This is a genomic window from Streptomyces sp. NPDC087440 (assembly GCF_044744005.1).
Lineage (GTDB): Bacteria > Actinomycetota > Actinomycetes > Streptomycetales > Streptomycetaceae > Streptomyces.
In genome coordinates this window covers 67336-90587 of sequence record NZ_JBIUXN010000032.1, presented here as the reverse complement: position 1 = coordinate 90587, position 23252 = coordinate 67336, and the positions used below count along the sequence as shown (strand labels likewise).

19 protein-coding genes are annotated in these 23252 nt (G+C 71.2%); 8 read left to right on the top strand and 11 right to left on the bottom strand.

From position 1 onward, the window contains the following. Positions 1-581 precede the first annotated feature (581 nt). Positions 582-1574: a GlxA family transcriptional regulator gene (locus tag ACIO3O_RS39855; protein ID WP_401754923.1), complete on the top strand. Its 993-nt coding sequence runs from the start codon at positions 582-584 to the stop codon at positions 1572-1574. A gap of 22 nt (positions 1575-1596) precedes the next feature. Further along, on the top strand, positions 1597-3039 hold the full coding sequence (locus ACIO3O_RS39850; RefSeq protein ID WP_401754920.1) for a PLP-dependent aminotransferase family protein: 1443 nt from the start codon (positions 1597-1599) through the stop codon (positions 3037-3039). A gap of 39 nt (positions 3040-3078) precedes the next feature. Here the strand turns inward: ACIO3O_RS39850 and ACIO3O_RS39845 are convergent, their stop codons facing one another. Then, complete coding sequence (locus ACIO3O_RS39845) at positions 3079-3933, bottom strand: PaaX family transcriptional regulator C-terminal domain-containing protein (RefSeq protein ID WP_401754917.1); 855 nt, start codon at positions 3931-3933, stop codon at positions 3079-3081. A 172-nt stretch (positions 3934-4105) separates the two neighbouring features. Here ACIO3O_RS39845 and ACIO3O_RS39840 point away from each other — a divergent pair, with 172 nt between their 5' ends. Together ACIO3O_RS39840 and ACIO3O_RS39835 are read left to right on the top strand one after the other, a co-directional pair. Further along, positions 4106-5338: an LLM class flavin-dependent oxidoreductase gene (locus tag ACIO3O_RS39840; RefSeq protein ID WP_401754914.1), complete on the top strand. Its 1233-nt coding sequence runs from the start codon at positions 4106-4108 to the stop codon at positions 5336-5338. After that, a complete protein-coding gene (locus ACIO3O_RS39835) occupies positions 5335-6390 on the top strand; it encodes a zinc-binding dehydrogenase (RefSeq protein ID WP_401754912.1) in 1056 nt (351 codons plus the stop codon). Before ACIO3O_RS39840 ends, ACIO3O_RS39835 begins: the two co-directional genes overlap by 4 nt. Before the next feature lie 104 nt (positions 6391-6494). Here the strand turns inward: ACIO3O_RS39835 and pssA are convergent, their stop codons facing one another. From pssA to ACIO3O_RS39790, 9 genes are all read right to left on the bottom strand, one after another. Next, the gene (gene pssA, locus ACIO3O_RS39830; RefSeq protein WP_401754909.1) at positions 6495-7349 is read right to left on the bottom strand and encodes a CDP-diacylglycerol--serine O-phosphatidyltransferase; all 855 of its coding nucleotides are present in this window, start codon (positions 7347-7349) and stop codon (positions 6495-6497) included. Beyond that, a complete protein-coding gene (locus tag ACIO3O_RS39825) occupies positions 7336-8007 on the bottom strand; it encodes a phosphatidylserine decarboxylase (protein WP_189824367.1) in 672 nt (223 codons plus the stop codon). Before ACIO3O_RS39825 ends, pssA begins: the two co-directional genes overlap by 14 nt. Positions 8008-8175: 168 nt before the next feature. After that, complete coding sequence (locus tag ACIO3O_RS39820; protein WP_401754906.1) at positions 8176-9381, bottom strand: acyl-CoA dehydrogenase family protein; 1206 nt, start codon at positions 9379-9381, stop codon at positions 8176-8178. Between the two features lie 2 nt (positions 9382-9383). Further along, positions 9384-9896: a MaoC family dehydratase gene (locus ACIO3O_RS39815; RefSeq protein ID WP_401754903.1), complete on the bottom strand. Its 513-nt coding sequence runs from the start codon at positions 9894-9896 to the stop codon at positions 9384-9386. 5 nt (positions 9897-9901) lie between these two features. Continuing rightward, positions 9902-10861 (bottom strand): HpcH/HpaI aldolase/citrate lyase family protein, encoded by a 960-nt coding sequence (locus ACIO3O_RS39810; protein ID WP_401754901.1) that lies wholly within the window; start codon positions 10859-10861, stop codon positions 9902-9904. Then, a complete protein-coding gene (locus ACIO3O_RS39805) occupies positions 10858-12885 on the bottom strand; it encodes a protein meaA (protein WP_401754933.1) in 2028 nt (675 codons plus the stop codon). The genes ACIO3O_RS39810 and ACIO3O_RS39805 overlap by 4 nt, the downstream gene beginning before the upstream one ends. A gap of 56 nt (positions 12886-12941) precedes the next feature. Then, positions 12942-14279 (bottom strand): crotonyl-CoA carboxylase/reductase, encoded by a 1338-nt coding sequence (gene ccrA, locus ACIO3O_RS39800; RefSeq protein WP_401754898.1) that lies wholly within the window; start codon positions 14277-14279, stop codon positions 12942-12944. A gap of 493 nt (positions 14280-14772) precedes the next feature. Continuing rightward, the gene (locus ACIO3O_RS39795) at positions 14773-15612 is read right to left on the bottom strand and encodes a TetR family transcriptional regulator (protein WP_401754895.1); all 840 of its coding nucleotides are present in this window, start codon (positions 15610-15612) and stop codon (positions 14773-14775) included. Positions 15613-15691: 79 nt separating this feature from the next. After that, a complete protein-coding gene (locus ACIO3O_RS39790; protein WP_401754892.1) occupies positions 15692-17497 on the bottom strand; it encodes a 3-hydroxyacyl-CoA dehydrogenase family protein in 1806 nt (601 codons plus the stop codon). A gap of 373 nt (positions 17498-17870) precedes the next feature. Between ACIO3O_RS39790 and ACIO3O_RS39785 the strand changes: the two genes are divergently transcribed. Next, positions 17871-18437, top strand: coding sequence for an adenylosuccinate lyase (locus ACIO3O_RS39785; protein ID WP_401754889.1), 567 nt, complete (start codon positions 17871-17873; stop codon positions 18435-18437). On the opposite strand, the gene ACIO3O_RS39780 is transcribed toward ACIO3O_RS39785, so the two are convergent. Beyond that, positions 18386-18976 (bottom strand): GNAT family N-acetyltransferase, encoded by a 591-nt coding sequence (locus ACIO3O_RS39780; RefSeq protein WP_401754886.1) that lies wholly within the window; start codon positions 18974-18976, stop codon positions 18386-18388. The genes ACIO3O_RS39785 and ACIO3O_RS39780 overlap by 52 nt on opposite strands. Positions 18977-19121: 145 nt before the next feature. On the opposite strand from ACIO3O_RS39780, the gene ACIO3O_RS39775 reads away from it, so the two are divergent. The 3 genes from ACIO3O_RS39775 to ACIO3O_RS39765 all read left to right on the top strand — a co-directional run bounded on the left by ACIO3O_RS39775 (position 19122) and on the right by ACIO3O_RS39765 (position 23243). After that, positions 19122-19568 (top strand): SRPBCC family protein, encoded by a 447-nt coding sequence (locus ACIO3O_RS39775; protein WP_401754884.1) that lies wholly within the window; start codon positions 19122-19124, stop codon positions 19566-19568. A 218-nt stretch (positions 19569-19786) separates the two neighbouring features. Further along, positions 19787-22261 carry an MFS transporter gene (locus ACIO3O_RS39770; protein ID WP_401754881.1) on the top strand — a complete coding sequence of 825 codons (2475 nt, stop codon included), beginning with the start codon at positions 19787-19789 and terminating at the stop codon, positions 22259-22261. A gap of 256 nt (positions 22262-22517) precedes the next feature. Beyond that, a complete protein-coding gene (locus ACIO3O_RS39765) occupies positions 22518-23243 on the top strand; it encodes a methyltransferase domain-containing protein (RefSeq protein ID WP_401754879.1) in 726 nt (241 codons plus the stop codon). Positions 23244-23252 lie beyond the last annotated feature (9 nt).

The window sequence follows — 23252 nt, the reverse complement described above, 5'->3', positions numbered from 1 at the left end:
GCGGCGGGGCCGCCCCCCGGGGGCGGGACGGGCGGGCAAGGGGGCGGCCCCTCCCGCTCCCGGCCCGCCCGGGTGCCGCCCCTGGCCCAGCCCCGGCACCGGCTGCGCGTCACCGCAGGGGCCCCGGGCCCGCCTCCCGGCACCGGGCACGCGCAGCCCCGCCCCGCCGGGGCAAGGGGGTCCCCAGCCCCGCCCCTTCACCTAAACCCGCGGGGGCATGCACGGTTCCCGTGCGGGTGAGTGGGTGGCTGATCGCGCAGTTCCCCGCGCCCCTGACGGGGCACGGCTTGGCGGTAGCGAGCCGTTTGGTCGCGCCCGCGCGGCGGAGCCGCACATCGATACAGCCCCGCGCCCCTGACGGGGCACGGCTTGGCGGTAGCGAGCCGGCTGGTCGCGCCCGCGCGGCGGAGCCGCACATCGATTCAGCCCCGCGCCCCTGACGGGGCACGGCTTGGCGGCAGCGAGCCGTTTGGTCGCGCCCGCGCGGCGGAGCCGCACATCGATACAGCCCCGCGCCCCTGAAGGGGCGCCCCGCCCCCACGCCCCGGCAGGAAGCCATCGGGCGGTGGTTTACTGCCACCGTGGACACCCCCGCCTCCCCCCACCGCATCGCCCTCCTCACCTTCCCCGCCGTCCGCCCCTTCGACCTCTCCGTCATCACCGAGGTCTGGGGCACCGACCGCACCCCCCACGGCGTCCCCGCCTTCGACCTGCGCAGGGTCGGCACCGAACCCGGTCACCCCGTCCCCCTCCGCGGCGGCATGTCCATCACCCCCGACCGCAGCCTCGCCTGGCTGGCCCGCGCCGACCTCGTCCTCGTACCGGGGCTGGACGACCACCACGGCCGCGCCCCCGAACCCCTCCTCGAAGCCCTCCGCCGCGCCCACTCCCGCGGCACCCCCGTCGCCGCCCTCTGCGCGGGCGCCTTCACCCTCGCCCAGGCCGGGCTCCTCGACGGGCGCCGCGCCACCACCCACTGGAAGCTCGTCGACGAGCTGCGCGCCCAGCACCCCCTGGCCGTCGTCGAGCCCGACGCGCTCTTCGTCGAGGACCGTGGGGTGTGGACCTCCGCCGGTACCGCCGCGGGCATCGACCTCTGCCTGCACCTGGTGCGGATCAACCACGGTGCGGAGGTCGCCGCCACCATCGCCCGCGCCATGGTCACCGCCCCCTTCCGCACCGGCACCCAGGCCCAGTTCATCGAGCACCCCACCCCCAGCACCGACCAGAAGGCCGACGCCCTCGCCGCCGTCCGCAGCTACGCGCTCCAGCACCTGGCGGAGCCCCTCACCGTCGCCCGGCTCGCCGGCCGGGCCGGAATGTCTCCCCGCACCTTCGCCCGGCAGTTCGCCGCCGCCACCGGCGCCACCCCGCTGCGCTGGCTCCTCGACCAGCGCATCGCCGCCGCCCAGAAGCTCCTGGAACACACCGACCTGCCCATGCCGGAAGTCGCCCGCCGCACCGGCTTCGGCAGCGAGGTCACCATGCGCCAGCACTTCGCCAACCGGCTCTCCACCAGCCCCCGCGCCTACCGTGCCTCCTTCGCCGCAGGACCGGTGAAGGAGGCGCGGTAGACCCCCGGTAGGGTCCTCTTCCATGCCGGAATCCTGGGTCAATTCCGCCGAACGCATCGGCATCGACCTCCACGTGCACCTGCCCGAGGGCAAGGGCGGACGTCAGGCCGCCCTCACCAGCGCCCTGCGCGACGCCATCCGCGACGGCAGGCTCGCCCCCGGCACCCGGCTGCCCCCGTACCGCTCCCTCGCCGCCGACCTGTCCATCGCCCGCAACACCGTCGCCTCCGCCTACGCCGAACTCGTCGCCGAAGGCTGGCTCACCGCCCGCCAGGGCTCCGGCACCCGCGTCGCCGACCGCGCCGCACCCCCGCGCCCCGTGCCCGTGCCGCACGGGACGACGATCCCGCCGCGCCCCACCCACGACCTGCGCCAGGGCGTGCCCGACGCCGCCTCCTTCCCCCGCACCGCCTGGCTCGCCGCCGCCCGCCGCGCCCTGACCGCCGCCCCGCACGAGGCCTTCGGCCCCGGCGACCCGCAGGGCCGCATCGAACTCCGCCGCGCCCTCGCCGAGTACCTCTCCCGCGCCCGGGGCGTGCGCACCACCCCCGACCGCATCGTCATCTGCTCCGGCTTCGCCCACGCGCTCAGGCTGCTGTACGGGGGAGTGGGCGGCCCCTCGCGCGGCGTGCTGCGCGGCCCGCTGGCGGTGGAGGCGTACGGCCTGCCCTTCCACCGCGAACTGCTGCACGGGGCGGGAGTACGGACCGTACCCCTGGAGATCGACGAAGGCGGGGCGGACGTCGCGGAGTTGGGGGCGGTGCGGGGGCTCCGGGGCGTACTGCTCACCCCGGCGCACCAGTTCCCCACCGGCGGTCCCCTGCACGCGGAGCGGCGGGCGCAGGCGGTGGACTGGGCACGGGCCCACGACGGGCTCGTACTGGAGGACGACTACGACGGGGAGTTCCGCTACGACCGCGAACCGGTGGGCGCGGTGCAGGGTCTCGACCCCGAACGGGTCGTGTACCTCGGGTCGCTCAGCAAGAGCCTGTCACCCGCGATCCGGCTGGGCTGGATGGTGCTGCCCGCCCACCTGGTCGGCCCCGTGCTGGCGGTGAAGGGACAGCGGGAGGCGTGGGCGAGCGCACTGGACCAGCTGACCCTCGCCGACTTCCTGGCCTCCGGCCACTACGACCGGCACGTCCGCCGCACCCGCCAGCGCTACCGCTCCCGCCGCGACCAACTCCTCGCGGCCCTGGCGACGCACGCCCCGCACATCCACGCGACCGGCATCGCCGCAGGCCTGCACGCCGTGCTCCGCCTCCCTCCGGGTACCGAACCGGACACCCTGCGAGCCGCCGCCCACCAGAACCTGGCCCTGGACGGCCTCACCTCCTTCCGCCACCCCGAGGCCGCCGTCACCGCCGCCCCCGACGGCCTGGTCGTGGGCTACGCGACTCCTGCCGACCACGCCTACGGCTCGGCCCTGGGCGCTCTGTGCAGGGCCCTTCCCGCTCCGGACTAGGAGCAGTCGCACGCGGAGGCGTCCAGCAGCCCCGCAGGGTCAGGCGGCCCGCCCCGCCCCCAAGCGGCTCTCCCAGTACCTCCCGGCCGGCCCCGCCACCCCCCGCCACGTCGACACGAACAGCTCCGTCGCCTCCCGCCCCGGCCAGTCCCCGGGCAACAACACCCCCGGCAGCCGCGGATCACGCTCGAAGGTCAGCCGCCACGCATGCACCAACCGCGTGCGCAGCACAAAGGCCTCCTCGTCGGTGGCCGCCGACGCTCCCGTGAACCGCTTCAGGAAGTCCTCGTGCGCCCGGCGCACCGCATCCAGGTCCCACGCCGTGGCCAGCAGCCGCCGCTCGTCCGCCTCGTCCCCCGCCCGCGTCACGCACCACATCGCCCGCTCCGACAGGCCCTGCTCCCGCAGCAGCCCCTTCAGCGCCCCGACCCCGCCCGCGTCCGCCGCCACCCACAGCCCGCCCCCCAGCGGTCCGAAGCCCTCGAAGCCCAACTGCTGTTCCACCAGGGCCCGGTCGCGCCACTCCTCCGGCGGAACCCGCAGCAGCAGCTGCTGCCACTCGCCGTGCCACGGCGTCTCCTCCACGGCCCGTTCCAGCCGCCGGGTCCACGCGGTGAGCAGGGTGGTCAGCCGCGGCGTGAGGACCAGCCGCGCGTACCGGCCGGATGCCTCCGTGCGCAGCCAGCCCTCCTGGGCGAGCCGGGTCACCGCCCGCCGGGCCGTCGCCTCGCCCGTGCCGCACGTGCACAGTGCCCCTACCACCGCCCGCGACCACACCTTCTCCCGGCCCGCGTAGCGCACGTACTCACCGAGCACCGTCAGCAGCAGCGTGCGCGCACTCGGGCTGCCGTCGGCCCGGCGCCGGGTGCGCGGCGGGACGGAGGGCGCGGTCAACGGGGACACCCGGCAAGGCGGCAGACGCCGACGCGCATACGCACCGTCCTCAACTCCTCTGTCCGTCCTACGGGTTGACCATTCAACCACCCAGGTATAGGACCTGATGCAGGACGTAATTCCCGTCCTCGCAGAGCTTATGTCCCACGTCCTTTCGGTGAAAGGTGTACGTGTGCATTCCGCCAGGCCCGCACCCCACGGCCCCCATCGCTTCGGGATCTTCCTCGCCCCCTACCACGGCCTCGACGGCCACCCCGCCGTCCAGCTCCACCGCGACCTCGACCTGATCGCCCACCTCGACGCCCTCGGCTACGACGAGGCCTGGGTCGGCGAGCACCACTCCGCCGGGTACGAGACCATCGCCTCGCCGGAGGTCTTCCTCGCGGCCGCCGCGGAGCGCACGCGCCGGATCAGGCTCGGTACGGGCGTCAACTCCCTCCCGTACCACCACCCCCTGATCCTCGCCGACCGCATCGTCCAGCTCGACCACCAGTCGCGGGGGCGCGTCATGTTCGGGGCGGGGCCCGGGCAGCTCGCGTCGGACGCCTTCATGATGGGCATCGACCCGCTGAAACAGCGCGCCATGATGGCCGAGGCGCTCGACGCGATCGTCCCGCTGCTGCGCGGCGAGACCGTCACCGCGAGCAGCGATTGGTTCGAACTCACAGACGCGCGACTCCAGTTGGGCCCGTACGGCCGTGACGGCATCGAGATGGCCGTCGCCTCCACCCTCTCCCCCTCCGGGTCCGTCCAGGCGGGCAGGCACGGCATCGGACTGCTCTCCCTCGCCGCGGGCGACCGCGCGGGCGAGGCCGCGCTGGCACGCAACTGGGCGGCGTACGAGAGCAGTTGTCGGCAGAGCGGGTACCCGGCCGACCGTGACGGGTGGCGGCTCGTGGTGCCCCTGCACCTCGCCGACACCGCCGAGGAGGCCCGCAGGCAGGCCGAGTACGGGGTGCTGCACCTCGTCCGGTACATCGAGGGGCTGTCCGGCATGACCATGCCCTGGGGCGGCGACCCCGCGTCCGCCGTCAAGCAGTGGACCACCGAGGGCTTCCCCACCTTCGGCATCGCCACCATCGGCACCCCTGCCGACGCCATCGCCCGCATCGAGGCACTCGCCGAGTCGTCCGGCGGATTCGGGACCCTGCTCCTCCTCGACCTGCCCACCGGCACCCCCGAGGACAAGCGGCGCAGCTACGAGCTCTTCGCCGAGTACGTCGTCCCGCACTTCACCGGCGCCAACCGCCGCCGCGCCGCCTCCATGGACTGGGCGAACGCCAACAGCACCCGCTTCGTCGGCGCCATGCGCCAGGCCGTCGAGAACGCCCTCACCGAGCACGTCCCCGCAGAGAACGCCCGCACGGAAGCAGAAAACGCCCGCACGGAAGGGGACGCACGATGATGCGAGCCGCCGTCCTGCGCGCCGGGACGTTCGTCGTCGACGAGGTGCCCGAGCCCGTGCCGGGACCGGGCCAGGTGCTCGTGGAGACCCTGGCCACCGGCATCTGCGGGTCCGACCTCTCCGCGTACCGGCACACCGACGCCTTCCTCAAGGCATCCCACGACTCCGGCACCACGTCGTTCGTCTTCGACCCGGAGGCCGACCTCGTCATGGGGCACGAACTGTGCGCCCGCGTGATCGGCCCGGGGGAGTGGGAGGGACGTACGGTCGTCGGCCTGCCCTGGGCGCTCGACGGCGCGGGCGTCCTGCGCACCATCGGGTACGCCAACGACTACCCCGGCGGCTTCGGCTCCCGCATGGTCATGCAGACCGCCGCCCTGGTGGAGGTCCCCGAGCACGTTGCGCCGCCCGTCGCCGCCCTCACCGAGCCCCTGGCGGTCGGCTTCGGGAACGTCGCCCGCACCGACCTGCCCACCGGTTCCGGTGCCCTCGTGCTGGGGGCCGGACCCATCGGCCTCGGGGCGACGGCCGCCCTCGTCGAGCGCGGCGTGGGGCCCGTGATCGTCAGCGAGCCGTCGCCCCGCCGCCGGGAGCTGGCCGCCCGCTTCGGCGCGCACACCGTCGTCGACCCCGGCGTACGGGACCCCTTCGACGCCTGGCGGGAGGCCGCCGAGCCGGGGCAGGCACTCACCGTCCTGGAGTGCTCGGGGAAGGCCGGGATGCTGGAGGAGATCCTGCTCAGGGCGCCGCGCGAGACGACCGTCCTGCTGATCGGCGCCTGCATGACCGAGGACACCTTCCGCCCGGTCGTCGGCATCTACAAGGACATCACCGTCAAGATGTGCCTCGCCTACCCGCCCGAGGAGTACGCCCGCACCCTGCGCCGCATCGCCGACGGACGCATCGACGCGGCGGCCCTGATCACCGGCGAGGTCGGATTCGGCGGGGTGGCCGCCGCCATCGACACCCTGGGCGCCCCGGACGACCACATCAAGGTCCTGGTCCGCCCGGAGCTGCCCGGAAGGGCCATCCACCCACCCGCGGTGCCCTAGGCCCGCAGACGTCCACCTGACGCCCCTGTGGACCACACGAATGAGGGCCCCCGCACCGGTTTGCACCGGGCGGGGGCCCTCTGACGTACAGCAGCGAGCAAGGACTACGGCAGCTGCGCCGCCCGCGCCTCGCGGCGGTTGTCACGGAACGTGTTCACGCGGCGCGCCGTGGCGAACAGCGGGATCACGGCGCCCAGGACGACCTGGAGCACACAGCCGGTCTGGAGCAGCAGCTCACCGCCGGGGGCGTTGAACGCCCAGGCGACGAGCATGCCCATCGCCCCGATGATCCAGCTGAGCATCGCGACCGCGAGGACACCCCGCGGCTTCGGGTACTCGACCCGGCTCACCATCAGCCACGCCACGCCGATCACGGCGAGGAGGGTGGCGATGAAGGGGAGCTCGAGGAGGACGATCGAGACGACCGTGAGCGCTCCGAAGGGGCTCGGCATGCCCTGGAACATGCCGTCCTTCATGGTCACGCAACTGAACCGCGCAAGCCTCAGCACCACCGCCAGCAGCACCACGATCGCGGCCAGCGCCGCCACCTTCTGCTGGGCGTCGTCCGCCACCATTCCGTACACGAGCACGAAGTAGGCGGGGGCGAGCCCGAAGCTGATCAGGTCGGAGAGGTTGTCCAGCTCCGCGCCCATCGGCGAGCTGCGCAGCTTGCGGGCCACCAGCCCGTCGCACAGGTCGAAGATCGCGGCGAGCAGCATCAGGATCACGGCGGTGGCGGCGCTGTTGCGCGCCATGCCGGTCTCGGCGCTGCCCTGGAGGTGCGGGATGAGGATTCCGGTGGTGGTGAAGTACACCGCCATGAATCCGCACGTCGCGTTGCCGAGCGTGAGGGTGTCCGCTATCGACAGCCTCAGACTGAGCGGCATGTCCTCCGCGTCACTGTCGGCCTCGGCCTCAGGAACCCAGCCGGCCTGCGTCTCTGGATCAGTCACGGTCAATTCGAGTCACCCCCGCGGTAGTGGTCTGTCCCACCTCGACCGCGACTTCGACACCTTCCGGAAGGTAGATGTCCACGCGCGATCCAAAGCGGATCAGTCCGATCCGCTCGCCCTGCTCCACCTTGGTGCCCTGCGGGAGGTAGGGGACGATGCGGCGGGCCACAGCGCCCGCGATCTGCACCATCTCGATGTCACCGAGCTCCGTGTCGAAGTGCCAGACGACGCGCTCGTTGTTCTCGCTCTCCTTGTTGAACGCCGGAACGAAACCGCCGGGCACGTGCTCGACGGACGTCACCGTGCCCGCCAGGGGCGCGCGGTTGACGTGGACGTTCAGCGGGCTCATGAAGATCGCGACGCGCGTGCGCCCGTCCTTCCACGGCATGATGCTCTGCACCACGCCGTCGGCCGGCGAGATCACCCGGCCCTGGGCGATCTCACGCTCGGGGTCGCGGAAGAACCACAGCATCCCGGCCGCGAGAGCGGTGGTGGGAACGGCTGCGGCGGCCCAGCGACCCGACTTCCGCGACTTGGCCAGCGTGAGGGCCGCGGTCGCGACGGTCGGCAGGAGCCACGGCGATGCTCCGCGAGCAAGGCGGCCCTTGGGGATGAGACCCGAGGAGACGCCGTCGCGTGATGCAGAGGTTTGGCTGTGGGGCATGGAAGACCTTCGTAGCGGATGATGCCGCGCGGAGACGGGGGACGGCGGCTTTCCGGCGATGCTATCGGTTGCGGGGTGCAACTGGGCAAGCCGGAAAGCGAGTCAGCGGCCGGAAGCTGATGACAGGGTGTGATCTTCTTCGCGTTGAAATCTACGCAAAGAGAACAATCAGCCCTGGAACCGGTATTCCTCCAGCAGTCGCCGCCCAATGATCATTTTCTGGATCTCGGCGGTACCTTCACCGATCAGCAGCATGGGTGCCTCGCGGTAGAGGCGCTCGATTTCGTACTCCTTCGAGAACCCGTATCCGCCGTGAATGCGGAAGGCGTCCTCGACGACTTCCTTGCAGTATTCGGAGGCCAGGTACTTGGCCATCCCTGCTTCGAGGTCGTTTCGTTCCCCGCTGTCCTTTTTGCGTGCTGCATTGACCATCATCGCATGGGCGGCCTCGACCTTGGTGGCCATCTCGGCCAGCTTGAACTGGATCGCCTGGTGCTGCGCGATGGGCTTGCCGAAGGTGTGGCGCTGCTGGGCGTAGGAAACCCCGAGTTCGAAGGCACGCTGCGCGACGCCGCAGCCACGGGCGGCGACATTGACGCGACCGACCTCGACACCGTCCATCATTTGGTAAAACCCTCGGCCGGTGGTCCCGCCGAGCACACGATTGGCCGGAATGCGCAGTCCGTCCATGATCAACTCGGTGGTGTCGACACCCTTGTATCCCATTTTGTCGATCTTGCCGGGAATGGTGAGACCCGGACGGACCTCTCCGAATCCGGGCTCCTTCTCGACCAGGAACGTCGTCATCGACTTGTGCGGGGCGGTGCCCTCCGGGTGACCCTCGTCACTGCGGCACAGGACTGCCACGAGTGAGGAGGTGCCGCCGTTCGTCAGCCACATCTTCTGCCCGTTGAGCACGTACTCCTCGCCGTCGCGCACGCCCTTGGACGTGATCGCCGACACGTCCGAGCCGAGTGCCGGCTCCGACATCGAGAAGGCTCCGCGCACCTCGCCGAGCGCCATCCGGGGCAGGAAGGTGTCCTTCTGCTCCTGTGTCCCGTGCTGCTTGAGCATGTAGGCCACGATGAAGTGCGTGTTGATGATTCCGGACACACTCATCCAACCGCGGGCTATCTCTTCCACGCAGAGCGCGTATGTGAGAAGGGACTCACCCAGGCCGCCGTACTCCTCCGGGATCATCAGGCCGAACAGGCCGAGCTCCTTGAGGCCCTCGACGATCTGCGTCGGGTACTCGTCGCGGTGCTCCAGCTCGGTCGCGACCGGGATGATCTCCTTGTCGACGAAGTTGCGGACGGTGGAGAGGATTTCCTGCTGGACGTCGGTCAGACCGGCGGTCTGGGCGAGACGGGCCATGGTTACTTGTCCTTCGCCTTCGGCTCGGGCCGGCCGGGCTGCTCCCCGCCGCGCTCCTTGATGTACGTCTCGGTCGGGACCATCACCTTGCGGCGGAACACGCAGACGACGGTGCCGTCCTGCTTGTAGCCCTTGGTCTCGACGTAGACGATTCCTCGGTCGTTCTTCGACTTCGACGGCGTCTTGTCGAGGACGACGGTCTCGCCGTAGATCGTGTCGCCGTGGAAGGTCGGCGCGATGTGCTTCAGCGACTCGACCTCCAGGTTGGCTATCGCCTTGCCCGAGACGTCCGGCACCGACATGCCCAGCAGCAGGGAGTAGACGTAGTTGCCGACGACGACGTTCTTGCCGAAGTCGGTGGTCTTCTCCGCGTAGTTGGTGTCCAGGTGGAGCGGGTGGTGGTTCATCGTGAGGAGGCAGAAGAGGTGGTCGTCGTACTCGGTGACCGTCTTGCCGGGCCAGTGCTTGTAGACCGCGCCGACCTCGAACTCCTCAAAGGTGCGTCCGAACTGCATGGTGATCAGGCCTCCGGGGCTTCGAACTTCGAGGTGCGCTTCATGCCGGCGGCCCGGCCCTTGCCCGAGATCACGAGCGCCATCTTGCGGCTGGCCTCGTCGATCATCTCGTCGCCGAGCATCGCCGAGCCCTTCTTGCCGCCCGCCTCGGACGTGTAGAAGTCGTACGCGTCGAGGATCAGCTCGGCGTGGTCGAAGTCCTCCTGGGACGGCGAGAAGATCTCGTTCGAGGCCTCCACCTGGCCCGGGTGCAGCACCCACTTGCCGTCGAAGCCGAGGGCCGCGGCGCGCTGGGCGACCTCGCGGTAGCCGTCGACGTTGCGGATCTGGAGGTAGGGGCCGTCGATCGCCTGGAGGTCGTTGGCACGGGCCGCCATCAGGATCTTCATCAGGATGTAGTGGTAGGCGTCCGCGCCGTAGCCGGGCGGCTGCTCGCCCACGACCAGCGTCTTCATGTTGATCGACGCCATGAAGTCGGCCGGGCCGAAGATGATCGTCTCGGTGCGCGGGGAGGCCTCCGCGATCGCGTTGACGTTGTTGAGGCCGCGCGCGTTCTCGATCTGCGCCTCGATGCCGATCTTGCCGACCTCGAAGCCCATCGTCTTCTCGATCTGGGTCAGGAGGAGGTCGAGGGCGACGATCTGCTGGGCGTCCTGGACCTTCGGCAGCATGATGCAGTCGAGGTTCTGGCCCGCGCCCTCGACGACGGTCACGACGTCGCGGTACGTCCACTCGGTCGTCCAGTCGTTGACGCGCACCACACGCGTCTTGCCGGTCCAGTCGCCCTCGTTGAGGAACTTCACGATGGTGTGCCGCGCCTCGGGCTTGGCGAGCGGGGCGCAGGCGTCCTCCAGGTCCAGGAAGACCTGGTCGGCGGGCAGCCCCTGGGCCTTCTCCAGGAAGCGGGGGTTCGACCCGGGGACCGCGAGACACGAGCGGCGGGGACGGAGACGGTTGACGGTCATGCGGGGACCTCCGAGATTTCCAAGGGGCTGAGCTTGTTCGCTGTGCGGATCTCGTCGACGATACGGCCGATGATCTCCGTGATGCCGAAGTCCTTCGGGGTGAAGACGGCGGCGACTCCCGCCCTCTTCAGTTCTTCGCCGTCGGCGTTCGGGATGATCCCGCCGACGATCACCGGGAGCTCGGCGGCTCCCGCCTCCCTGAGCCGCTCCAGTACGTCCGGCACCAGCTCGGCGTGCGAGCCGGACAGGATGGACAGGCCCACGCAGTGCACGTCCTCGGCGAGGGCCGCGCTGACGATCTGCTCGGGGGTGAGCCGGATGCCCTGGTAGACCACCTCGAACCCGGCGTCGCGGGCCCGTACGGCGATCTGCTCGGCCCCGTTGGAATGCCCGTCCAGACCGGGCTTGCCGACCAGCAGCCGCAGCCGTCCGGAGCCCAGCTCGTCGGCCGTGCGCTTCACCTTCTCGCGTACGAGGGCCAGCGGCGTCCCGGGCTCCGCGGTGACCGCCACCGGGGCGGAGGACACGCCGGTCGGGGCGCGGAACTCGCCGAAGACCTCGCGCAGCGCCCAGGCCCACTCGCCGGTGGTGACACCGGCGCGCACGCACTCCAGGGTGGCCTCCATCAGGTTCTCGTCGGAGGCGGCGGCCTCCTTGAGGCGCTCGATGGCCTGCGCGGTGGACGGGAAGACCAGCGGATCGCCCATGCCCTGGCGGTCGTTGGCCTCGTCACGCGTGGTGCGCCACTGACCGAGAGCGGCGACGACGCGGGCTTCGACGGCCGGGTCGACGGTCATGATCGCCGTGTCCAGGTCCGAGGTGAGGGGGCTCGGCTCGGTCGACTCGTACGAGTTGACGCCGACGATCTTCTCCTCGCCGGACTCGATGCGGCCCCGGCGCAGCGCGTGCGAGGAGACCAGCTCGGACTTGAGGTACCCGGACTCGACGGCCGCGAGGGCGCCGCCCATGTCCTGGATGCGGTCGATCTCGGCCAGGCATTCGTCCACGAGGGAGGAGACCTTGGCCTCGATGACGTGCGAGCCCTCGAAGATGTCGTCGTATTCGAGGAGGTCGCTCTCGTGCGCCAGGACCTGCTGGATGCGCAGGGACCACTGCTGGTCCCAGGGGCGGGGGAGCCCCAACGCCTCGTTCCAGGCCGGGAGTTGGACGGCGCGGGCGCGGGCGTCCCTGGAGAGGGTGACGCCCAGCATCTCCAGCACGATGCGCTGGACGTTGTTCTCCGGCTGGGCCTCGGTCAGGCCGAGGGAGTTGACCTGGACGCCGTAGCGGAAGCGGCGCTGCTTGGGGTTCTCGATCCCGTACCGCTCCCGGGTGATCTTGTCCCAGATACGGCCGAAGGCGCGCATCTTGCACATCTCCTCGATGAACCGGACGCCCGCGTTCACGAAGAACGAGATGCGGGCGACGACGTCACCGCGCCGCTCGTCGGGGATCTGCCCCGAGGCGAAGACGGAGTCCAGGACGGCGATGGCCGTGGACATCGCGTACGCGATCTCCTGGACGGGAGTCGCCCCCGCCTCCTGGAGGTGGTACGAGCAGATGTTGATGGGGTTCCACTTGGGGATGTTGTTGACCGTGTAGCAGATCATGTCGGTGGTCAGCCGCAGCGAGGGGCCGGGCGGGAAGACGTGCGTCCCGCGCGACAGGTACTCCTTGACGATGTCGTTCTGGGTGGTGCCCTGGAGCTGGGTGATGTCCGCGCCCTGCTCCTCGGCGACCACCTGGTAGAGGGCCAGCAGCCACATGGCGGTGGCGTTGATGGTCATCGAGGTGTTCATCTGCTCCAGCGGGATGTCCTGGAACAGGCGGCGCATGTCGCCGAGGTGCGAGACGGGGACCCCGACCCGGCCGACCTCGCCGCGGGCGAGGATGTGGTCGGGGTCGTAACCGGTCTGCGTGGGCAGGTCGAACGCGACCGACAGCCCGGTCTGGCCCTTGGAGAGGTTGTTGCGGTAGAGCGCGTTGGACGCCTCGGCGGTCGAGTGACCGGCGTACGTCCGCATGAGCCAGGGCCGGTCCTTCTGGCGCGCGCTCTGCCCACCGGGCTGACGGTCACTCATCACACGTCCCTGAAGCGGTTGATGGCGTCGATGTGCTGCGCACGCTTCTCGTGGTCGCGGACGCCCAGCCCCTCGCGCGGGGCCAGCGCGAGGACGCCGACCTTGCCCTGGTGCAGGTTGCGGTGGACGTCGTACGCGGCCTGGCCGGTGTCTTCGAGGGAGTACACCTTCGAGAGCGTCGGGTGGATCTTGCCCTTGGCGATCAGGCGGTTGGCCTCCCACGCCTCGCGGTAGTTGGCGAAGTGCGAGCCGATGATGCGCTTCAGCGACATCCACAGGTAGCGGTTGTCGTACTCGTGCATGTACCCGGAGGTGGAGGCGCAGGTGGTGATCGTGCCGCCCTTGCGGGTCACGTACACGCTCGCGCCGAAGGTCTCGCGGCCCGGGTGCTCGAAGACGATGTCGATGTCCTCGCCGCCGGTGAACTCGCGGATGCGCTTGCCGAAGCGCTTCCACTCCTTCGGGTCCTGGGTGTGCTCGTCCTTCCAGAACTGGTAGCCCTCGGCGCTGCGGTCGATGATCGCCTCCGCGCCCATGGACCGGCAGATCTCCGCCTTCTGCTCGCTGCTCACGACGCAGATCGGGTTGGCGCCGCCCGCGAGGGCGAACTGGGTTGCGTACGAGCCGAGTCCGCCGCTGGCGCCCCAGATCAGGACGTTGTCGCCCTGCTTCATGCCGGCGCCGTTGCGCGAGACCAGCTGGCGGTACGCGGTGGAGTTGACCAGCCCCGGAGCCGCGGCCTCCTCCCAGCTGAGGTGGTTGGGCTTCGGCATCAGCTGGTTGGACTTGACCAGGGCGATCTCGGCGAGGCCGCCGAAGTTCGTCTCGAAGCCCCAGATGCGCTGCTCGGGGTCGAGCATCGTGTCGTTGTGGCCGTCGGAGGACTCCAGCTCCACGGACAGGCAGTGCGCGACGACCTCGTCACCCGGGTTCCAGGCGTTCACACCCGGTCCGGTGCGCAGGACGACACCCGCCAGGTCGGAGCCGATGATGTGGTACGGCAGGTCGTGACGCTTCGTCAACTCGCTGAGGCGGCCGTACCGTTCGAGGAAGTTGAAGGTCGAGACGGGCTCGAAGATCGAAGTCCAGACGGAGTTGTAGTTCACCGAACTGGCCATCACCGCCACCAGGGCCTCGCCCGGGCCGAGCTCGGGGATCGGCACGTCGTCCAGGTGGATCGACTTGCGGGGGTCCTTCTCGCGGGTGGTGAGACCGGAGAACATCTCGGCCTCGTCCTTGTGCACGGTGATCGCGCGGTACGACTCGGGGAGCGAGAGAGCGGCGTAGTCCGCGGCAGTCGCTTCCTGCGACTGGATCGCGTCCAGGATTTCCTTCACGGTGTGCCTCCGGCGGGAGCGCCCTTGAGGGAGGGGCGCCTTGAGGGGTCGTCGGGGTGCTGAGGGGGTGGTGAGGGTGGAGGTGTGCCGTCGGTTCGGCGAGGGGTTCAGATGTTTCCGGCAGCGCGAGGGTGTGCGCGGGAGGTGCCTGTGACGCAGGCGTCCGGGCGCGCCCACCAGGGGTGGGCGGGGACAGCCGGGGTGCGCGTTTTCCGCGTCCCGGCCGCCCGGACAACATCAACGTATGGCACCCCGTGACAGTCGGCAAGGCACTGAGTGCCAACAAATTCGCTCAGATGGTGAAGGGGGGTGCCCATCTGCACGATGATCGATCGAGAGCGGGTCGCCGGATGTCCGATTCGGCCGCGTTGAGGCATGAAAAAAGCCGCTCCCACCAGGGGGAACGGCTTCTTTCGTGGTGTGCGTCTCAACAGCCCCGTCAGTAGCCCCGTCACGGGCCCGGCAGCCCCGCCGCGGGCCGGGTCGGGGACCCTCAGCGCTGTTTCAGCGCCTCCTCGATGGTCCGCATGACCTCGTCCAGCGGCGCGTCCGTGCGGGCCACCGCCACCAGCACCTCGCCGTCCCGGCGGACGGCCGCGGGGGCGGGCTCGCTCTGCGCGGACTCGGTACGGGCGCTGCGGCCCGCCCCGATGCCCGTGCCGAAGGTGTCCCGCACGATCGCGAAGGCGTGGTCGAGCTGGGTCTCCACGTCGCCCTGGCCGCCGGCCCGCAGCCAGCGCCGCAGCACGTGGTTGTGCGCGGTGACGACCGCCGAGGCGGCGACCTCCGCGAGCAGGGGGTCGTCGTTGCCCGGCTGGTGGTCGTGCTCGTCGAAGTGGCCCAGGAGGTAGCGCGTGAAGAGGCGCTCGTAGCGGGCCACCGAGGCGATCTCCGCCTCCCGGAGGGTGGGGACCTCGCGGGTCAGCTTGTAGCGGGCCACGGACACGGCGGGGGCCGCCGCGTACATCCGCATGACCTCCTTGATGCCCCGGCACACGGTGTCGAGCGGGTGCTCGTGCGCCGGGGCCGCGTTCAGGACGGCCTCGGCGCGCACCAGCGTGTCGTCGTGGTCGGGGAAGATCGCCTCTTCCTTGGAACGGAAGTGGCGGAAGAAGGTGCGCCGGGCGACGCCGCCCGCCGCCGCGATCTCGTCGACGGTGGTCGCCTCGTACCCCTTCGTCGCGAAGAGCTCCATGGCGGCGGCGGACAGCTCGCGGCGCATCTTGAGGCGCTGCGCGGCCGCGCGCGAACCCGCCGCGCTCTCGGGCGCGTCGGGTGCGGAGTTCGTACGGGATGTCCTGGGGGCCTGGGGCATGCCCTGAACGTAACCCATCCGCGCAGGAGAGCGCGCCTGCGGGGGCGGGCTGCCACCGTCTTCCAGCAGCCCGCCCCATCCCGGCACGCCGTCCTGCCTACCGGCGCGCATACTCCCGGAAGCCCCGGCCGGTCTTGCGGCCCAGGCAGCCCGCCGCCACCAGGTGTTCCAGGAGCGGGGCGGGGGCCAGCCCCGGGTCGCGGAACTCGCGGTGCAGGACCTGCTCGATGGCGAGGGAGACGTCGAGGCCGACCACGTCCAGGAGCTCGAAGGGGCCCATCGGGTAGCCGCCGCCCAGCTTCATCGCGGCGTCGATGTCGTCCAGCGACGCGTAGTGCTCCTGGACCATCTTGACCGCGTTGTTCAGGTACGGGAACAGGAGCGCGTTGACGATGAAGCCCGCCCGGTCCCCGCAGTCCACCGGGTGCTTGCGGACCTTCACGGTGAGGTCGCGGACGGTGGCGTGGACGTCGTCGGCGGTCAGGACCGTACGCACGATCTCCACCAGCTTCATCGCCGGGGCCGGGTTGAAGAAGTGCATCCCGATCACGTCCTGCGGGCGCGAGGTGGCGCGGGCGCAGGCGACGACGGGCAGCGAGGAGGTGGTGGTGGCGAGGATCGCGCCCTGCTTGCAGACCTTGTCGAAGGTCGCGAACAGCTGCTGCTTGACCTCCAGGTCCTCCGCCACCGCCTCCAGCGCCAGGTCCACCTCGGCGAACGCGTCCAGGGAGCCCGCCGGGGTGATCCGGGCGAGGGTCTCGTCCCGGGCCTCCGCCGTCATGCGGCCCTTGGCGACCGAGCGCGAAAGGGACTTGTCGATACGCGACTTGGCCGCCTCCGCCTTCTCGAAGCTGCGGGCCGCCAGCACGACCGCGTACCCGGCCTTCGCGAAGACCTCCGCGATGCCCGAGGCCATCGTCCCGGAACCGGCCACGCCGACCGAGCGGATCTCGCGGCCGTCGGCGAGCGGGGCAGCCGCCGGCGGGGTCAGCGCGTCGCGGACGACGGTGGCGCTGTCGGGTGCGTCGTACGTGTAGAAGCCTCGGCCCGACTTCCGGCCGGTCAGTCCGGCGGCGGCCAACTGCTTGAGGATGGGCGCCGGGGCGTGCAGCCGGTCGTGCGACTCGGCGTACATGGCGTCCAGGACGGTGCGCGCGGTGTCGATGCCGATCAGGTCGAGCAGGGCCAGGGGGCCCATCGGCAGCCCGCAGCCCAGCCGCATCGCCGCGTCGATGTCCTCGCGGGAGGCGTACTTGGCCTCGTACATCGCGGCGGCCTGGTTGAGGTAGCCGAAGAGCAGCCCGTCCGCGACGAAGCCCGGGCGGTCGCCCACCGCGACCGGCTCCTTGCCGAGGTCGTGCGCGAGGTCGGTGACGGCGGCGACGGCGGTCGGCGCGGTGAGCACGGAGGAGACGACCTCGACCAGCTTCATCGCCGGGGCCGGGTTGAAGAAGTGCAGTCCGAGCACGCGCTCGGGGCGCGCCGAGTCGGCGGCCAGGCGGGTCACGGAGAGCGCGTTGGTGCCGGTGGCGAGGATGGTGTCCGGGCGGACGACGGCGTCCAGGGCCCGGAAGACCTGGTGCTTGATCTCGTACGACTCGGGCACGACCTCGATCACGAGGTCGGCCTCGGCGGCGGCCGACAGGTCCACGTCGGTACGGAACCGGGCCAGCGCCTGTGCCCGGTCGACCTCGCTGAGCCGCTCCTTGCGGACGGCGCGGGCGGTGCTCGCCTCGACGGCGGCGACCGCGCGGTGCACGGCGTCGGCGTGGACGTCGATGCCGATCACGGTGCGCCCGGCACGCAGCAGGACCTCGGCGATGCCGGTGCCCATGGTGCCGAGGCCGACGACGGCGACGGTGGCGAGGGAGGAGAGAGGGGTGGTGGAGACAGGGGTGTCCATCACGGGACTCCAGGGATGAGTGACGACTGAGACGAGGGGCGTCTGCGCGAGAGAAGACGGACCGTCGGCGCGCGAGAAATGAGGAGCGCGGGCGGACGGCAAGCGTCATAAAAGGGTGCTGCTGCGGCGGGCCCTGTCCCGGGGCCGATGCCGTACGCGTGGAGCGAGAACGCCGAACCGACTGACTTTCTCCGGGCGGCTGCGTCACCAGGCCGCCAAGAGGTGATCTTCCAGCGGGTGTTGAGCCCTGTGGTGGGGGCAGCCCGCTCACTTGAGATTAACCCGCCGGTAACGAGCGCGCCAGCCCCTGGGCCCGGTGGCCGGATGTGATCTACGCCGCCCGGAGCGTCCGCGTGCTGGCTACGCTGGCCGCATGGACGAGGAACTGCGGTCCCTGATCGACCGGCTGGACGAAGAGGCCGGGGAGTCCGCCCCGTACGAGGAACTGATCGCCACCGACGACCACGAGATACTGGCCCGCGTCCTCACCGAACCCGAGCAGCCGCTCTGGGCGCGGGAGTTGGCCGCCTTCCGGCTCGGCTGCGCGGGCGACCGGCGGGCCTTCGAGTCCCTGGTCCTGCTCCTCAACCACCGCGACCCCGAACGCTGCGTCTCCGCCGCGTACGCACTGGCCAGGCTCGGCGACCCGCGCACCGCGAAGGCGGCGGCCGCCCTCGCCACCAACCCCCTGCGCACCGCCTACGCCCTGCAGCCCGTCCGGCTGCTCACCGAACTGCGCGCCCCCGAGTCCGTGCCCGCGCTGATTACCACCCTGCGCGGCCTGCTCGCCCCGAACGACCCGCACTGGCGGGTGGCGCTGGCCTGCGTGGAGGGGCTCGGGCGGCTCCGCGACGTACGGGCCACACAGGTGCTGGACGCGGCGCTGGATCACCCCCGGCTGGGGGCGGCGGCAGCGGCGGCGCTCAGCAGGCTCACGTAACGCACCTCCGCAAGGACGGCGCCGTCCAGCTCGAAGGGCTCCTCGGCGCCGTCCCAGGCGCTTCCGGCCTTCTCGTAGAAGCGGCGGGCCACCGCGTTCTCCTTGAGCACCCACATGCTCAGCGCGGCGAACCCGGCGGCGCGCGCCCCGTCCAGGCACGCGGTCATCAGGGCGCGGCCCGCGCCCGTCCCCTGGTGCTCGGGGAGCGCGTAGAGGGTGTACAGCTCGGCGACCGGCCGCTCGGGGGTGCTGTGCGGGGGCACCCCCTCCGTCTCCCGGTATGGCCCGAAACAGGCCCAGGCGACGACCTGTCCGCCGCGCTCGGCGACGAGGTTCACGACGCGGGGGCCCGCCTTCGTGACGTGGGCGCGGCGCCTCTCGGCCTCTTCGGCGAGGTCCATGCGGTCGAGGTACGCCTGCGGGACGATCCCGGCGTACGCGTGCTGCCACCCCCGCACCCGGCAGGCGGCGACGGCGGTCACGTCGTCCAGGGTCATCGGGCGTACGCGGACGGGGGCGTGCGGAGGTGAGGTGTCCATGGCGGAACGCTAGTCCCCGTATCGACATGGCGTCGTCCCGATTTTGGCCGCCGCCCCCGAGGTGGTTGGGTGAGCGCACCCACGGAGAGGGGCCCGCTGTTCCCGGCGGTGACCCCCCGAAGAATCAAGTGCTGGAGGAAGAGGCATGGCGCAGGTAGAGGCCACGACGGAGCGGATCATCGCGGCGGATGCGGAGACGGTGTTCGACACGCTGGCCGACTACAGCGGCACGCGCGGCAAGCTCCTCCCCGAGCACTTCAGCGAGTACGAGGTGCGCGAGGGCGGCGACGGCGAGGGCACCCTCGTGCACTGGAAGCTCCAGGCCACCAGCAAGCGGGTCCGCGACTGCCTCCTGGAGGTCGGCGAGCCTACCGACGGCCAACTGGTGGAGAAGGACCGCAACTCGACCATGGTGACCACCTGGACCGTCACCCCCGCCGGTGAGGGTTCCGCCAAGGCAGTCGTGACGTCCGTGTGGAACGGCGCGACCGGCATCGGCGGCTTCTTCGAGCGCACCTTCGCGCCCAAGGGGCTCGCCCGCATCTACGACGCGGTGCTCGCCAACCTGGCCGCCGAGGTCGAGAAGAAGTAACTCCCCGTACGGGGAAGGCCGTTACGGGCAGATTCCGCACTCACCGGTTCGAGTGGTCTTCCGTGCCGGTCCGTTGTACGCCGTAGGGGCTCCCACCGGCCCGAATTCACCCTGCACGCCCCCTGCGCGTCAATCGTCGCGCTTGCTCCGCCTTGTCGCCCAATGCGACAAATGGGCGGCGCAGGCGTGACGAGAGGCGCGACGAGGGGAGCAGGGACGTGGGCGGCATCACTCTGGTGGAGGGCGAGCGGGACACACTGAGTCCCCCTCAGGTCCCCGCCGTGCAGGACGTGTTCGACATCGAGCAGGTGGAGCGGCTCGACAAGGCCGCCGAGGGAAGTCCACCGGAGCCCGAACAGGGCGCTCCCGCAGGGGAGTTCAGCCCCCGTCAGATCCGGCTCGTGTTCTTCGGGCTGATGCTCGCGCTGCTGCTGGCCGCGCTGGAGCAGATGATCGTCGCCACCGCCCTGCCGAAGATCGTCGGCGATCTCCAGGGGCTGGACCGGATGTCCTGGGCGATCACCGCCTACCTCCTGACCTCGACCATCGGCCTGCCGATCTACGGGAAGCTCGGCGACCTCTTCGGCCGCAAGGGCGTTTTCCTCTTCGCCATCGTCGTCTTCATCGTCGGCTCGGGCCTGGCCGGCTGGTCCCGGTCCATGGACGAGCTGATCGCCTTCCGCGCGATCCAGGGTGCGGGCGCGGGCGGGCTCATGATCGGCGTGCAGGCGATCATCGCGGACATCGTGCCGCCGCGCCGGCGCGGCCGGTTCATGGGCCTCATCGGCGCCGCCTTCGGACTCGCCTCGGTGGCCGGGCCGCTGCTCGGCGGGTTCTTCACCGACCACGCCTCCTGGCGCTGGTGCTTCTACATCAACGTGCCGTTCGGCCTGGTCACCCTCGCCGTCGTCGCCGTGGTGCTGAAGTTGCCCAAGCCGACCATCCGGCCCCGGCTCGACATCATGGGCGCGATCCTGCTCGCCGCCGCCTCCACCTGCCTCGTACTGATCACGAGTTGGGGCGGGACGGAGTACGACTGGGACTCCCGGGTGATCCTCGGGCTCGCCGCCGGAGCCGCCGGAACGTCCCTGCTGTTCCTCGTCGTCGAGCACTACGCGGCCGAACCGATCATCCCGCTGCGGCTGTTCCGCGACTCGATCTTCAACATCACCGGTCTCGTCGGCGCGGTCGTCGGCGTCGCCCTCTTCGGCGCGGCCAGCTACCTGCCGACCTTCCTGCAGATGGTCGACGGGGCCAGCGCCACCGAGTCCGGGCTCCTGATGCTGCCGATGATGGGCGGCGTCGTCGTCGCGTCCATCGTCTCGGGGCAGTTGATCAGCAGGACCGGGCACTACCGGGTCTACCCCATCCTCGGCAGCGCCCTGTCCGCGCTCGGCATGTGGCTGCTGTCCCGGCTGGAGGCCGACACCTCGCAGCTGGAGTACAGCCTGTGGATGGCCGTGCTGGGCATCGGCATCGGGCTGATCATGCCGGTGCTCGTGCTGGCCGTGCAGAACTCGGTCAAGCCCGGCGACCTCGGCACCGCCACCAGCGCCAACAACTACTTCCGGCAGATGGGCGGCAGCATCGGCGCCGCCATCTTCGGCACGCTCTTCGCCGGACGCCTCGTGGACGCGCTCGCCGAGACCCTGCCGTCGGGCGTCGACCTGCCGGACCCCTCGTCCATCACCCCGCAACTGGTGCACTCCATGCCGCCGTTGCTGCGCGACGCCTACATCGAGGCGTACGCCGTGGCGATGCCGCGCATCTTCCTCTACCTCGTGCCGGTGCTCGTGCTCGGCCTGCTCATCGCCTGCTTCCTCAAGGAGAAACCACTGGTGTCCGCGCACAACGCCCCCGCCGAAGCCGCCGCCGATGCGTTCGTCGCGCAGCCGCTTCCCGCGCCGCAACTCCCCGTCCCCGCCCAGCAGTCGGGCGGCGTCCCGGTCTGCGGCACCGTCCAGCACCACGACGGCTCCACCGTGCCGCGCGCCGCGCTCACCCTCATCGACGTCGGCGGCCGCCAGGTCGGGCGGGGCGCCAGCGGCAGCGACGGACGGTACGCGCTGAGTGTGCGCGGACCCGGTTCGTACGTCCTCATCGCCGCCGCCGGAGGGCACCAGCCGCAGGCCGTCACGGTCACCGTGGGGGAGCGGCCGGTCGAGCTGGACGTCGTCCTCGGCGGTGCGGGCCGCCTCGCCGGGTCGGTGCTCACCGCCGACGGGAACCCGGTGCGGGACGCGGCCGTGACGCTCACCGACGTACGGGGCGAGGTCGTCGCCTCCACCAAGAGCGGGCGTGAAGGGGCGTACGTCATCTCGGAGCTGGTGGCCGGGGAGTACACCCTCGCGGCCAGCGCCCCCGCCTACCGGCCCGCCGCGCTGCCGGTGAGCGTGCAGGCCTCCCGCGAGACCCGGCAGGACATCGAGCTGGCCGGCGGTGCGGTGCTGCGCGGCACCGTGCGGGCCAACGGCGGGCGCCCCGTCGAGGACGCCCGGGTCACGCTGCTGGACGCTGCGGGCAACGTGGTGGACACCCTCACCACCGGCTCCGACGGCACGTTCCGCTTCGTGGACCTGTCCTCCGGCGAGTACACGGTGATCGCGGCGGGCTACCCGCCGGTGGCCACCGTCCTCCAGGTCGCGGGCGGCGGGCGCACCGAGCGCGACCTCCAGCTCGGCCACGAGGACTGACCCTCCCGACGCCCGGGACGCGGTAGCGGACGGACCCTCCCGACGCCCCGCACGCGGAAGCGGACGGACCCTCCGGGGACCGTCCGCTTCCGTTTTGTCAACCCCAGCGCGCACGGCGCGTGCGCGGCGTGCACGGCCGTCGTCGCAGCTCAAGCGGCCGACAAAGGTGTATGTCGACACCTTGTCGTGCGCCGTGGGGAGGGGGACGGTGGAAGCGATCTTCACACATGGCCCACCGCACCCCCGGGAGCTGAGCATGAGCGTGACGAGCCGCTACAAGGACGCCTGGGAAGGTTTCTGGCAGGACGTTCCGGACCGGGCCGGAGCCGTCCTGTGGGACGCCGAACCCGCCCTCACCGCCGGTATCCACCTCGCCCTGTTCGAGCCGCACATGACCGACCCGGCCCTCCCCGTCGTCGACCTCGGCTGCGGCAACGGCACCCAGACCCTCTACCTCGCCGACCGCTTCGAGCACGTCGCCGGAGTGGACCTCGCCCCCGCCGCCATCGCCCGCGCCCGGCGCGGCGACCCCGAGGGGCAGGTGGCGTTCACCGTCGCCGACGCCACCGAGCCCACCACCGTCCGCCGCCTGCACGGCGAACTCGGCGACGCCCAGGTGTACCTGCGCAGCGTCCTGCACCAGTGCGAGCCCCTCGACCGGGGGCCCCTCGCGGAGGCCGTGGCCGTCCTGCTGGGCACGCGCGGCCGGGCCTTCGTGGTCGAGCCCGACGAGCGGGCCGGGCGCATCCTGCGCGACCTGGCCCAGAGCCCCGACGGCCCGCCGCCCAAGCTGCGCCCCGTCTTCGCGCACGGCATCGCCCCCGGCGCGATGCCCGACGCCCAGGTGCCGGAGCTGTTCCGGGCGGCGGGGCTCGACGTACTGGCGAGCGGTGAGCTGCCGCTGACGACCACTGAGTACCTCCCCGACGGCACCCGCATCGAACTGCCCTCGCAGTGGCTCGTGGTGGGGCGGGCGGCCTGACCAGGGCCT

What these genes read in the sequence shown, in the direction of transcription:
- ACIO3O_RS39785 (WP_401754889.1), top strand. Translation starts at nt 17,871, where the DNA reads ATGGACGAGGAACTGCGGTCCCTGATCGACCGGCTGGACGAAGAGGCC.
- ACIO3O_RS39810 (WP_401754901.1), bottom strand. Translation starts at nt 10,861, where the DNA reads ATGACCGTCAACCGTCTCCGTCCCCGCCGCTCGTGTCTCGCGGTCCCC.
- ACIO3O_RS39795 (WP_401754895.1), bottom strand. Translation starts at nt 15,612, where the DNA reads ATGGGTTACGTTCAGGGCATGCCCCAGGCCCCCAGGACATCCCGTACG.
- ACIO3O_RS39815 (WP_401754903.1), bottom strand. Translation starts at nt 9,896, where the DNA reads ATGCAGTTCGGACGCACCTTTGAGGAGTTCGAGGTCGGCGCGGTCTAC.
- ACIO3O_RS39825 (WP_189824367.1), bottom strand. Translation starts at nt 8,007, where the DNA reads ATGCCCCACAGCCAAACCTCTGCATCACGCGACGGCGTCTCCTCGGGT.
- ACIO3O_RS39765 (WP_401754879.1), top strand. Translation starts at nt 22,518, where the DNA reads ATGAGCGTGACGAGCCGCTACAAGGACGCCTGGGAAGGTTTCTGGCAG.
- ACIO3O_RS39820 (WP_401754906.1), bottom strand. Translation starts at nt 9,381, where the DNA reads ATGGCCCGTCTCGCCCAGACCGCCGGTCTGACCGACGTCCAGCAGGAA.
- ACIO3O_RS39835 (WP_401754912.1), top strand. Translation starts at nt 5,335, where the DNA reads ATGATGCGAGCCGCCGTCCTGCGCGCCGGGACGTTCGTCGTCGACGAG.
- ACIO3O_RS39790 (WP_401754892.1), bottom strand. Translation starts at nt 17,497, where the DNA reads ATGGACACCCCTGTCTCCACCACCCCTCTCTCCTCCCTCGCCACCGTC.
- ACIO3O_RS39780 (WP_401754886.1), bottom strand. Translation starts at nt 18,976, where the DNA reads ATGGACACCTCACCTCCGCACGCCCCCGTCCGCGTACGCCCGATGACC.
- ACIO3O_RS39850 (WP_401754920.1), top strand. Translation starts at nt 1,597, where the DNA reads ATGCCGGAATCCTGGGTCAATTCCGCCGAACGCATCGGCATCGACCTC.
- ACIO3O_RS39805 (WP_401754933.1), bottom strand. Translation starts at nt 12,885, where the DNA reads ATGCGGACGTACGCCGGTCACTCGACCGCCGAGGCGTCCAACGCGCTC.
- ACIO3O_RS39775 (WP_401754884.1), top strand. Translation starts at nt 19,122, where the DNA reads ATGGCGCAGGTAGAGGCCACGACGGAGCGGATCATCGCGGCGGATGCG.